The sequence below is a fragment of the Promicromonospora iranensis genome, from assembly GCF_028994775.1.
Taxonomy (GTDB): Bacteria; Actinomycetota; Actinomycetes; order Actinomycetales; family Cellulomonadaceae; genus Promicromonospora; species Promicromonospora iranensis_A.
In genome coordinates this window covers 196921-209458 of record NZ_JAJQMN010000009.1, presented here as the reverse complement: position 1 = coordinate 209458, position 12538 = coordinate 196921, and the positions used below count along the sequence as shown (strand labels likewise).

The 12538-nt window shown below is 70.5% G+C and carries 8 protein-coding genes; 3 read left to right on the top strand and 5 right to left on the bottom strand.

Annotated features, from left to right (window positions below; all coding sequences use genetic code 11):
- Window positions 1-5: 5 nt before the first annotated feature.
- From LUU90_RS18235 to LUU90_RS18225, 3 genes are all read right to left on the bottom strand, one after another.
- On the bottom strand, window positions 6-1454 hold the full coding sequence (locus LUU90_RS18235; protein ID WP_275005098.1) for a branched-chain amino acid ABC transporter permease: 1449 nt from the start codon (window positions 1452-1454) through the stop codon (window positions 6-8).
- A 326-nt stretch (window positions 1455-1780) separates the two neighbouring features.
- Entirely contained in the window at window positions 1781-3067 is a 1287-nt protein-coding gene (locus LUU90_RS18230) for an ABC transporter substrate-binding protein (protein ID WP_275005096.1), read from the bottom strand.
- Between the two features lie 256 nt (window positions 3068-3323).
- Window positions 3324-4178 carry an aldo/keto reductase gene (locus LUU90_RS18225; protein ID WP_275005094.1) on the bottom strand — a complete coding sequence of 285 codons (855 nt, stop codon included), beginning with the start codon at window positions 4176-4178 and terminating at the stop codon, window positions 3324-3326.
- 227 nt (window positions 4179-4405) lie between these two features.
- Between LUU90_RS18225 and LUU90_RS18220 the strand changes: the two genes are divergently transcribed.
- Window positions 4406-4609 carry a cold-shock protein gene (locus LUU90_RS18220; RefSeq protein ID WP_116677330.1) on the top strand — a complete coding sequence of 68 codons (204 nt, stop codon included), beginning with the start codon at window positions 4406-4408 and terminating at the stop codon, window positions 4607-4609.
- Window positions 4610-4799: 190 nt separating this feature from the next.
- Entirely contained in the window at window positions 4800-5546 is a 747-nt protein-coding gene (locus tag LUU90_RS18215) for a hypothetical protein (RefSeq protein ID WP_275005093.1), read from the top strand.
- Between the two features lie 129 nt (window positions 5547-5675).
- Here the strand turns inward: LUU90_RS18215 and LUU90_RS18210 are convergent, their stop codons facing one another.
- Window positions 5676-9671: a TM0106 family RecB-like putative nuclease gene (locus LUU90_RS18210; RefSeq protein WP_275005092.1), complete on the bottom strand. Its 3996-nt coding sequence runs from the start codon at window positions 9669-9671 to the stop codon at window positions 5676-5678.
- Window positions 9672-9815: 144 nt separating this feature from the next.
- Between LUU90_RS18210 and LUU90_RS18205 the strand changes: the two genes are divergently transcribed.
- A complete protein-coding gene (locus LUU90_RS18205) occupies window positions 9816-11039 on the top strand; it encodes an excalibur calcium-binding domain-containing protein (protein WP_275005091.1) in 1224 nt (407 codons plus the stop codon).
- A 143-nt stretch (window positions 11040-11182) separates the two neighbouring features.
- Here LUU90_RS18205 and LUU90_RS18200 read toward each other — a convergent pair whose 3' ends face one another.
- On the bottom strand, window positions 11183-12538 hold the full coding sequence (locus LUU90_RS18200) for a hypothetical protein (protein WP_275005090.1): 1356 nt from the start codon (window positions 12536-12538) through the stop codon (window positions 11183-11185).

Below are 12538 nucleotides of genomic sequence, written 5' to 3'. Positions count from 1 at the left end.
TCCTTTCAGCCGACCCGCACGGCGCGGCCGAGCAGGCCCTGCGGCCTGATCAGCAGCACGAGGATGAGGATCAAGAGGCCCGACGCGTACCGAAGGCTGCTCGGCATACCGGGGATGAGGGTGGACATCTCGACGACGAGGCCGATCACCATGGATCCGGCCAGGGCACCGAACGCGGTGCCCATGCCGCCGAGCGTCACGGACGCGAACATGAGGAGCAGCAGGATCATGCCGAGGGTCCAGGTGAAGGATCCGAACGAGATGGCCAGCAGCATGCCGGACAGGCCTGCAAGGCCTGTGGACATGGTCCAGACGATGCGGACGATCCGGTCGGGGTTGATCCCGGTCGCCGCAGCGAGTGCGGCGTTGTCCGACACCGCGCGGGTGGCACGTCCGATCCGGGTCTGCGTGAGGAACCAGGCGATGACCCCGATCACGGCGAGCGCCACGAGCATCGACAGCCAGGACGCGGCGCTCAGGGTGATGCCGGCGATCTCCACGGGGCGGGCGTTCGAGGGCAGCACACGCCGCGACTGACCGCCGATGAACATCTGGATGAGGTACTGGAGAGCCATCGAGAGCCCGATGGTCACGATCATGAGCTGCATGACGGGGGTGCCGCGTTTCCTGAGCGGTCCCCACAGCACGACGTCCTGGAACCACCCGGTCGCCGCACAGATGACGATGGTGACCAGAACGGCCGCCCACACCGGCAGGCCCCACCAGTTGATCGACATGAAGCCGAGCAGGGCACCGAGCGTCACCTGCTCCCCGTGCGAGAAGGTCGAGATGCCGGTCGTTCCGTAGATCAGGCTCAGACCCACGGACGCGAGAGCGAGCAGCAGGCCGAACCGGATGCCGGAGCCGAACTGCTGCCACACCTGGCTGAAGGCGGGCCAGCCCGAGAGGTTCTCCGTCGAACCGTCGGCACCGATCCCCCCTGCTTCTGCCTCCTCACCGGTGTCGGCTCCTTCGCCGGCGTCGGTGGCGGACTCGGACGGCTCCGTCGTCGACCCGGACGCCGGAGGGGCTGATCCGGGAGCGATCCGGAACGCGCCGCGCGCCGTCGAGCCGAGCTGGGCGGTGACCTGCCGCTCCTGGGCGTTCGGGGCCATGCCGTCCGGGACGGTCGCCAGGTCGACGGTCAGCGTGTACGCGCCTACCTCGGGCACCTTGATCGACACCGGCCCGTCGGTAGACGTGATGGTCTCCTCGAAGGCGGAGCCCGAGACCGTCACGTCGATACCTGGAAGTGGGTCGTTGTTCGCGTCGAGCACGATCGGCGAGACGCACGCGGTGGTCCCGTCGGGGGTGCAGTCGGTGGCTACGTCCGCCGTGGAAGCGGCGGCGGGTGCGGCGAGCATCGCCGCGCTCGCGGTCATGGCCGCGAGCACCGCCCCGCCGGCGGCGAGGATGCGCCGCGCCGCGGACGTGAATGGTCGGTCGGCTCTCATGTGCCGGGTCCTCCGTGGTGTCAGGGGCTGACCAGGAGATTCGCTCCTGGCCGTCCTTCTCCCCGTGATGTAGCAGCCCTGAACGGGCCGTGTATCGCAGGTTTTCGCGAATGTGCGGGAAGTGTAGCCGTGGTTTGTGTCACAACTGGCGTGCGGATGTCACACGAGTGGGCTATCGTCCGGCCGCGCTGTCCCGGGGACATGCTGTGGCCGGAGGTGACGACGGCCCGGCCGCCCTCCCCACGGAAGGCGGTCGGGCCGTCGTGGTCAACGCGTCGACCAACGAGTGGTCGGTGACCTGCGGGTCAGTGACCCGCGAGCGCGCACTACTCCTCCGGGACCTCGCCCTCGATGAAGGTCTCGTACACGTTCACGTTGTTCTCGTCGTACTCGTAGACGCCGATGAGAGCCGACGACGGGTCGTTGGACTCGTTCAGCGGACCCGCACCGGACTGACCCTTGTAGTGGATCTCGTCACCAGCCTCGAGCGCCTCGACGCCCTCGGCGTACGTGGTGACCTCGGTGCCGCCCTCGGATCCGGAGACCGCCCTGATGTTCTCCGAGATGGTCGCGCCGTCGGTACCGTCACCGCGGACCGCCGCGAGAGCGGCAAGGATCACGGCGTCGTACGACTCCGGCGCGTAGGAGAAGTCGGAGAGCGCCTCGCCCTCGTTCTCCTCGTACCAGGCGTTGACCCGCTCCCGGAACTCGTCCTGCGCCTGCGCACCCGGGATGGTGCCGGTGACGCCCTCCAGCGTGCCCGGCTCGAACGTCTCCTCGTACGTCTGGGTGTTGCCGTCGGTGAAGTACGTGGTGCCGTCGAACTTCCAGTTCTGCGAGATGAGCTCGGAGACGATCGCCTGGGTCTCCTCGAAGGCGACCACCACGACGGCGTCCGGCTCGGACGCCAGGACGTCCGTGACGATGCCGGAGAAGCTGCTCTCACCCGGGGGGAACTCGTCGCCCCCGTCGGTCGCGCCGTACACGACCTCGCCGCCACCGTTCTCGACGGCCTGCTGGATGTTGTCGCGCAGGCCGTTGCCGTAGGCCTCGTCCTGCACGATCATGGCGACCTTCTGGTGACCGTCGTCGAGGATCAGCGATCCCAGGGCCGCGCCCTGGACGGTGTCCGGCGGTGCGGTCCGTGCGAAGAAGTCGCTGGCGCCGGAGAGGTCGGTGGCCGTGTTGGCCGGCGAGATCTGCATGACGCCGGCTTCGGTGAACTGGTCCACGACGTTCAGGCTGACGCCTGAGGACGCGGCGCCGATCACTACCTGCGCGCCCTTGCTGATCAGGTCGGTGGCGGTCTGCTGCCCGACACTCGGGTCGGTGGTGTCGCCGGAGTCGCCGGCTTCCATCGTGACCTCGTTGCCGAGCACGCCGCCGGCCTCGTTGATGTCTTCGATCGCGAGGCCGACACCTGCGATCTCAGGCGGCCCGAGCGAGGAGAGGGTGCCGGTCACCGGGAGGATGGTGCCGACGATGAGCGGATCCTGCGACGCGGCACCCTCGCCGTCGCCGCCAGTCTCCGTGGTCGTGGAGCAGGCCGCGAGGCCCACGCTGAGGACAGCTGCGATCGCGAGACCGCGCGCCGCCGTGGAACGTCGAATCATTCTGCTGTTCCCCTTCGAGCGGGAGTGAACCTGACGCGGCGACTTGCCTCGTCGTGGCGATGAACGTAGTCACACTGTGTGTCACGAGTGTGTCTAGTCCGTCACATCGACTCGATCGTTACGGGGATGTTACCCAGGTCACACCGCACACCAAGAGCAGGGGTGAAACAGGGTTCGAACGAGCAAGAAAAGTGCCGACGGCGACGTGCCGGGTCTGCTCGAGCAACCCCCCGCACGCCGCCGTCGGCCCTTCGTATCAGCTGCGGAACTGGGTGAACGATGCGGTCGCCGGGTCGGCCCCGATCCGGCCTTCGGGCGCGTGCAGAGCATCGATGTCGGACATCTGCGCGTCCGTGAGCGAGAACGAGAACAGGTCGATGTTGGTCGCCATCCGCTCCGGGTTCACGGACTTCGGGATCAGGATCACCCCGTGCTGCACCTGCCAGCGGAGGACCACCTGGCCGGGGGTCACACCCAGCTCGTCAGCGATCCGGACCACCGCCGGCGCCTCCAGGTCGGCCCCCTGCCCCAGCGGCGAGTACGCCTCGGGGACGATGCCGTGGGCCCGGCTCCGCTCGACGGTGGCGGGCTGACGGAAGGTCGGGTGGAGCTCGACCTGGTTCACCGCCGGCACCACGTTCGACTCGCTGACCAGGCGATCCAGGTGCTCGGGCAAGAAGTTGGAGACGCCGATCGCGCGCACTGCGCCGTCGGCGAGCAGCTTCTCGAACGCACGCCAGGTCTCGACGTAGAGGTCACGGCCGGGGACCGGCCAGTGGATGAGGTACAGGTCGACGACGTCGAGCCCGAGCGCCTTCCTGCTGTTCTCGAACGCGCTCAGGGCGCTCTCGTAACCCTGGTCGCCGTTGCGCAGCTTCGTGGTAACGAAGATGTCCTCGCGCGGGACGCCGGTGGCTCGGATGGCCGCGCCGACGCCCTCCTCGTTGTAGTAGGCGGCGGCGGTGTCGATGTGCCGGTAGCCGAGCTCGAGGGCGGTCTCCACGCACGCCTGCGTGCCGTTGTCCGGCACCTGGAAGACGCCCAGGCCCACCTGCGGGATCTCGACGCCGTTGTTGAGCGTGACGGACGGGATGTCGGTGGCTGCGTTCATGCCAACCGTTCTAACATCCGCTCCCGACACCGGCGACAAGTGGCCAAAATCGGGCCTCAAAACCCGGCTCACACAAACTCGTTCAAGATTGGTCGGGCTTTCCTTGCCTCATGCGGGTAGGGTAGGTGACGTTGCAGTGCCTCGATCGTTCTTCCGTGAGATGACGACGACACCGTAATTATGCGATCCCGACGGTCGGGGTCGTCGCCTCATGCAAGGAGCAGTACATGGCTTTCGGAACCGTCAAGTGGTTCAACGCCGAGAAGGGCTTCGGGTTCATCGCACCCGAGGACGGTGGGCAGGACGTGTTCGCCCACTTCAGCGCGATCCAGTCGGACGGCTACCGTTCACTGGAGGAGAACCAGCGCGTCGAGTTCGACGTGAAGCAGGGCCCCAAGGGCCTGCAGGCGGAGAACATCCGCCCGATCTGATCCCTCAAACTTCGCAACCACCGCGCTGAGCTCGTCTGAGTTCGTCGCCGGTTGTACGACGTCGGCCCGGTCACCTTTCGAGGTGACCGGGCCTTCGCCATTTCACCCCGTGGACTGACGGCCCGATCCGGAACCGTTGGACCACGCCGGGCGTTCCCCACCTGGACCGTCACCTACGAAGGACGAGATCATGGGCTTCCTCGACCGACTGCTCGGCCGCGAGCCGCGCGAACAGATCCCCGGCATGTACCAGGGCGGCAGCACGCCGCGGCAGCAGTACCGGCAGCAGCCGGGCCAGTCCCCTGAGTACGGCACCGCACCCGTGTACGGGTCGGCCGCGAGTACAGGCCGCAGCGAGGACGAGGTGGCGATCGAGCGCTACCGCTACCTGCTCCGCACCGCCCCGCCGGACCAGGTCGAGGAGGCGCACGCCGAGGCGTTCGCCCAGCTCACACCCGAGCAGCGGCGGCAGGTCCAGGCCCAGCTGAGCGAGACCGTGCCCGCGAACGAGCGCGCGACGTCCGACGAGCCGCGCGACCTGGCCCGCATGGCGACCCGTGCCGAGATGCGCAACCCCGGCACCCTGGAGCGCAACTTCGGCCAGAGCCGTGGACCTGGCTTCGGCTCGATGCTCGGTGCCAGCATGCTCGGCACGATCGGTGGCATGGTCATCGGCTCGGCCGTGGCGGACATGATGTTCGGCAGCTCCTTCGGAGACCCCGCGCAGGACTTCGCCGGTGGCGAAGAGGGCGGTGGCGAGGGTGGTGGCGAGGAAGCGGGCGCCGAGGGCGGCGACCCGGGTGCCGAGCCGGTCGAGGCCTCCGGGGCGGACGCCGGTGGCGACGCGGGTGGCGACGCCGGCGGAGGCTTCTTCGGTGACATGTTCGGCGGAGGCGGCGACTTCGGCGGCGGGGACTTCGGCGGCGGCGAGTTCTAGTCCCCCGCCCTGAAGCAGGACCTGCTCGTCGAGCAACCTGCTGGCCGGGCAACTGCTGGTCGAGAAAAACTGCTGGTCGAGCTTGTCGAGATCTGTTGGCCTCGACAAGCTCGACCAGCAGTTTCTCGTTCAGCCGCCGATGAGCCGCAGGAATCCGCCGAGCTCCATGAGGTGTCGAACACCGTTGGCCTCCAGGTCGCCCGGCAGGTAGTCGGTGAGCCGGGGTGACGAGATCACCACCGCACGCCACTGCGCACGCGAGACCGCCACGTTGACGCGGTTGCGCGACAGCAGGAATCCCATGCCGCGGGAGACGTCATCGGGTGTCGAGGCGGCGAGCGTCAGGATCGCTACCGGCGCCTCCCGCCCCTGAAACATGTCGACAGTGCCGACCGGAACATCATCGAGGCCGGCAGCACGCAACGCCTGGCGCACCAGGTGGACCTGCGCGTTGTACGCGGCGACCACCACGACGTCGTCCTGCTCGAGCGGGCGGGGCGGGTGACCGCCGCCCGGCACCCACGTCCGGCCGAGCACCTCGTGCACCTGGCGCACCACCTCGGCCGCTTCCTCCGGGGACGACGTCGAGCGTCCCTCGTGCGCCACCGGGACGTGCAGCACTCCGGGCGTCACACCCTCGAGTGACCGTGTGGTCGTGACCGGATGCGCCGAGAGCCGTCCGGCGTACGAGAGCTGGGACACGGCGGCGCACACGTCTGGATGCATGCGCCACGACTCGGGCAGAAGGTAGCCGAGGCCGTCCGGCAGCACCGCGCTGCCCGCGGCGAGCCAGGCGAGCGCCGACTCGTCAACCGGTTCGGGGTGCTTACCCTGACTGACCTGCGGGAGCTGCTGCGGGTCGCCGAGCAGCAGGAGCCGCTGCGCGGACCGCCCGACGGCGATCGTGTCGGCGAGCGAGAACTGGCCGGCCTCGTCGATGACCAGCAGGTCGAGGCCACCGTCAGGCCAGCGCTCGTGCGCGAAGTCCCACGCCGTGCCACCGACCACGCAGCCACCGGAGCTGGCTGCGGCGCAGTCCGCGAGCTGGGAGCTCGTCAGCTCCTGCCACGGCTGGGCGACGCCCTTCTCCGTGCCCTTCGCCCGCTGCTTCTTCGCGACCTGCTCGACGGGAACGCCCGCCTTGTCGACGATGGCTCTCAGCATGTTCTCGACGGCGGCATGCGACTGGGCCACCACGCCCACCCGCCAGCCCGCCCCCACCAGCTTGGCGACGACGTGCGAACCGACGTGGGTCTTTCCGGTACCCGGAGGGCCCTGCACCGCGAGATAGGAGTGGTCGAGCCGCTCGACGGCCGCATGGACCGCCGCTTCGAGATCGCGGCCGCCATTCCCCTCGTTGCCCAGCGCGGGCAGAGCCCCACCCCTCTCTCCGGTGGAAGGGCGCTGTCCTGAGCCTGTCGAAGGGTCGACCAGCCGCGGCGGGCGCCTGCGCAGCAGGTCGATCGCGGCACCGTCGGGCAGTGCACGCTCCGCGTCCCACGAGGCGAGTGCCGCACGGGCGGCTTCCTCGACCGCCCGTTCCTGGGCGTCGCGCGCCGGTCCGCACTGCGGCGCGAGCGCGACAGGCGCCTGGTCGTGCGGCTCCGCTCCGCCGGACAGCCGCTCTCGCAGCACGACGACGTCGCGCCCACGCGGCACGTCGTCCCGCTCGCCGGGCTCCCGCACCTCCTGGATCACGCCGCCCGAGTGCTCGCCTCGCACGGCCCTTACCTCGAGCTCCCCCACTACGGGCGGTACCGGCTGGTCGTACAGCACGTGCACCGTGTCACCGACGCCGAGGTCGGACCCGTCGACCCGTGAACCGTCGAGCATGCGACCCACCAGCTCGATCTCCCGAGAGGGGAGCCGGTCGCGCCCGACGACCGCCCAGTCCCGCAGCACCGTCGAACGTTCCACGTGGAACGTCGACCTCCGGCCCGGCCATTCGTCGAGCGGAAGCTCCAGCCGCGCGTAGTGCTCCTGCCAGAACGGCTTGTCCTCACGCTGGTAGTACCCGACGGCCGCGCCCAGCAGCGCGAGCGCCTGCACCTCGAGCGACCGCTCCCCCCGGTTCTCCCCGACCCGCTCGGCGATCGCGGCGGCCAGCGCGAGCCGCCGCTCCCGCCCCTCCCGCCGAGCCACCGCCCGAGGACTCTCCTCAGCAGCCCCCGCCAACCCACCCCCACCCGCGCGCGGATCGGTCCCCCCACTGGACCCAGGCGCACCATCTCCACCAGGTGAGTCGGAAGCGAAGGCCGTGGGGAGCGAGAATGCGCGCGCGGATGTATCTGTTCCCGAAGTGGAGGGCCCCTTGGGGCCCGTGAACGCATCCGCGCGCGCGTTCTCGCTCCCCACGACCGCCCCAGCCACCCGGGTCTCGACGCCCCCGACCACCGAGGTCTCGACAGGCTCGACCGACGAGACCGACGCCCGCGCGAACCTCAACCATTCGAGCAACCGCAACGTCGACCGACAGTCGTACTCGTTGTAGTCCAGGATCCGCTGCTTGAGCTCCGCCGCCCGGTCCGCCCCGTCGGCGGCCAGCTTCGCGTACTCCGCGTACTCCGTGACCGAGGCCGTCGCGCTCGTTACGCCCTCGCGCGCCGGGTCGTCCTGCATGTAGAGCGGTTCGAGCTTCTTGATCGACTTCGACCGGTTCGAGATGCGCAGGCACGACCGGACCACCGCGTAGAGGTCGACCAGCACGCCGTCGCGCAGGAGCTGGTCCACCTCGTCCTCGTACACGCCGTGGCGCGCCGCGATCGAGAGCAGATGCGTCTTCTCGTAGGCGGCGTAGTGGTAGACGTGCAGGTCGGGGTAGGTCCGGAGGCGCACGTTGAGGTAATCGACGAACTGGACGAGCGCGGCACGCTCCCCCGCCAGGTCGTCCGCCCAGAGCCCGTGGAACGGCGGGGTCCCGTCGCCCGGACCAGGGCGTTCGACCCAGCCGAAGAGGTAGTCGAGGCCCATGGCGGGCGCCTGGTCATCGCCGGGCAGGCGCGCGTCCTCCCACAGGGGGTCACCCTCGAAGTCGAAGAACACGTCGCCCGGGCTCGGCGGCGGGAGCCGGTCGATGCCCTCGGTCGCGATGAGCTGCCAGCGCAGCCGTGCGTCCGGCCCGTCGGGGTCGACGCCGTCGGGAAGCTGGTCGAGCACCACCGAGCCGTCGCCGTCGTCCAACCCGAGCTGGAGACGTGCCTGGGCGCGCAGGTTCTCGAACCGGGCGGCAGCCATGCCGTCCGGCGGCTCCTCGGCCACCGCGAGCCCGTCGATCGTCGTGATCCCGGACTCCGACAGCTTCGCCCGCTGCACCCCGTACACCCCGCCGACGAGCAGCACGTCGCGAGCCTGGGCGGCGGCCTCGGCGCAGTCGAGGCAGTCGCGGAGCTTGCCGCAGGCCAGGTACCGGTCGTCACCCCAGCTCACCGGGGCGTCGTCGGCCACATGGGTGTCCAGGACCTCGATCAGCCGCGTGCGCCGCTTGCGGAAGACAGGCAGCAGGTCGGCCAGCCGGTGCGACGTGGTCTCCCCTGTTCCGAGCACGAGATGAACCTCGTCCGTCGGGTCGATCCGCGCGTCCATGAGCTGGTCGGCGTACGCGGCGAGCTGGAGCAGCGCCCTGACCTTGGTGCGGCGCGCGAGCTTGGAGTCGTGCACGGCATAGCGCGGCTGGGGACCGGCCGCGGTGCCCCTCACGTGCACCATCTCACCGAGCGGGTCGCGCACCAGGAAGTCGGCCCGCCCGTGGAACCGGCCGTCGAAGAAGGAGGCCTGGTAGACGACGTCAGCCCCCTGCTCCATCGCGGCCAGCGTCCGGGAGTGCGCGTCGACCAGTTCGTCGCGGGCCATCCGACGCGCGGGCGGCACCTCGAGGACGCCACCCGGGCGACCGGTGGTCGCCGGGCCGAAGGTGCGGAGGTGGCCGTCGAGGACCCGCCGTTCGTGGTCCTCACCGAGCGCCGCCGTGCGGGCGAGCATCTCGTCCTCCTCTCGCGCCCGGCGCGGGCTACGACCCAGGAGCTCGTCGAGGCGTCTCAACAGGCGGAACTCACACTCGCCGGCGATCACGAGGTCACTTGCCGAGTGCACGAGGGTGCCTGCGTCGTGGCGCTCCAGGAGGAACATGCCCACAGGTCTACCAGTGACCCCTGACACAGGCGCGCTACTGTCACCCTCGCAGGCGGTAGATATGTCCGGTTAGACCCCTAGTTCTGGCGTCGAACCGCCTGGATGGCCGATAGTGGGGCCGACCGTATCGAAGGAGCAACCATGCCCGTGCGCTTCAACCCGCCTCCGGGTTGGCAGGTGCCCCCGGGATTCCGACCCGACTCCACCTGGGCTCCCGACCCGTCGTGGCCCCCGGCCCCGCCGGGTTGGAACTACTGGGTCGACGGACCCGACGCACCGCAGCCCGACGGCGCGAACCGCGCAGCCGCGGCCGTTCCGTCCGCGCAGCCCGCACCCCCCGCGCCGCCCGCACCACCGGCGCCGACCGGCTCCGGCCCGGCTTCCGCCGACCTGACGGGCGCGGGTGCGGACACGAGGACCGTCGCGATCCAGGTGATCGACGTCCCCTCCGCCCGACCGGCATCCGTAGCACCGGCCCCGCCCGCCATGTCGGCCGCGGAGGCGATGGGCTCGACCATGACCATGGCGCCGATCAGCGCGCCACCGACGCCGGGTCCACCGCGGCCCGGCTCAGGTCCACAACCGGTCTACCCGCCCCAGACCGGGACGGCGCCTCCGCCCCCGCCTCCGGAGGCCCCGAAGAAGGGCCCGACCGCCGGCGTGCTGGCCGCCCTCAAGAGCCTGGGCGGGCGAGGCGGCGCGACCGCGAGCCCGCCTGCTCCAGGACCGCGGCCCGGTCCCGGGCCGCTGAGCATCGACGACGCGCACCACCCCGAACCCGGTACGCCGATGGCGCGCGGTCCCGTCGCGGTCGCGCCACCTGCCGGGGTACGTCCGGGTGCCCCCGGGCGCCAGCGCGGCTCACGTCCGCCAGGTGCCGGGGTCATGATCGCCATCGCCGTCGCCGGACTCGCCCTCGGCGTGATCGTCGGCGTGATCGTGACGGCGGGGCAGCAGGCCGACGCGAACCAGGCGATCACCGATGCCCAGAACATCAGGGCGGAGATGGAGGAAGAGCGCGCCGACATCGAGGCGCAGCGCACTCGGATCGAGAAGCAGCGCGACGAGGTGGCGGCGCGCGAACAGGCACTCGGTGACCGTGAGGCGCAGCTCGAGGAGCGCGAGACCGCGCTCGAGCAGCAGGAGCAGCAGGAACAGCAGGAACAGCAGCAGCAGCAGGAACAGCAGGAGAACGACGACAACGGGAACGGGAACGGGAACGGTGGCAACCCTGGCACCGTCTTCTACTGGAACTGTGACGCCGTGCGCGCCGCCGGTGCCGCCCCGCTGGCGAACGGACAGCCGGGCTACCTGCCGCACCTCGACCGCAACGGCAACGGTGTGGCCTGCGAGGACGGCGAGTAGTCCGGAACGGGCCGGTCGGCACCGGCCGGCCGCTGCCGGTCAGAAGATGAACGGGCCGAGGCAGATCCCCAGACTCTGCCTCGGCCCGTTCGTGTGTTCCCGGCCCACGCCATCTCCCCAGACGAGACGTGGACCGGGAAGTCTCAACCCCCGAAGAGTCCATCCAGGAGTTCACCGAGGCCGAGGGGATCCTCGTCCTCGGGAGCTTGGGTCGGCTCCTTGCTGGGAGCCGGGCTCGGCGTCACGTCGCCGGGTGGTGGCGGCGCCTCGCTCGTCGAGGCGACCTGCAACGCCTCGCTCAGGTCGATCAGGCACAACCGCCAGACGTCGGCGTCCACGCCCTTCGGCGCCTGCCAGAACGACTTGCCCGTGAGCTGCGGCGGCGCCGTCCAGTCGCTGCCGGTGCGCTGCGCGACGCAGGTCTCCATCGCGGGAACCTCGTTCGCCTCCGCGTCCTCGATCAGCATCGGGGTGAGCTCCGCGACCATCGGCGCGGGCGCCGCTGCCTTCGGCCTGTCCACCGACTCACCGGCGACGTCGTGGATGACCGCGCACTCGGGCGAGGTGGTGCGGCACCACGAGGCGCTCCACGTGTCCTGGTTCGAGTAGAGGAAACCGCGCGGCTCCGCCGTCGAACGGTCGACCTGCAGGACCCGCATCCACACACTGCCGTCTCCGAGCACGTCGAACGGCGTGACCCGGAGCGACGCACCTGCTTCGGGCGCGCCCGAGCCCTCGCCGTCGCCCGGCTCCGGCGACGCGGGCGCCCCCTGCGCGCCCGCGGCACCGCCGGTCAGCGGGTCGTCGAAGACAAGGTGCTGGTCCCCTTCGGCCGCCCCGGAGGAGAAACCGAACACGAGCGCCGGTCCGCCGTCGGCCGGCAGGACCATCGCGTCGGACGTGACGCCCCGCCAGAGCAGAGTTCCACCGAGGTTCCCCGCACGGAGGTTCTCGAGGGCGGTGTCACCACCGGCGAGCACCTCCAGGTCCGTGGCGCTGTGGCGCCCGTCGATCTTCGCCAGGGTCACGACCGCGAGATAGCGGTCTCCGCCCCCGGCGTCCAGACCGAGGTCGAGCACCACGGTGTCCCGGTCGACGCGATACGTCGCCGGCTCCGCCACCGTCCGCACACCTGGTGCGAGGTAGGCGAGCTCTGCCTCCGGGTCCGGCGACGGGATGTCGGTGGGCGACGGCACGGGGCGGTCGACGTCGACCTCGCCCTCGAGCGTCGACGGCGGTGCGTCGGTGGTCTCCACCTCGACCGGCGCGCTGCTCCAGAAGCCCGGGATGCCCGGGAGCGCACCCGCGGCCCCCGCCCCCACGGTGGCGAGCGCCAGCGTCGAGGCCAGCGTCACGCCCGCCCGCCGGGTGGCGTGCTTGCGACGGCTCGACCGCAGGACGCTGTCCAGGTCCAGCGTCGACGCGGGTACCGCCGCGTGCGCCGACTGGCGGACCCGGGCGACGAAGTCGTCGTCGGGGGTGCCGTGGGAGGAGTTCAT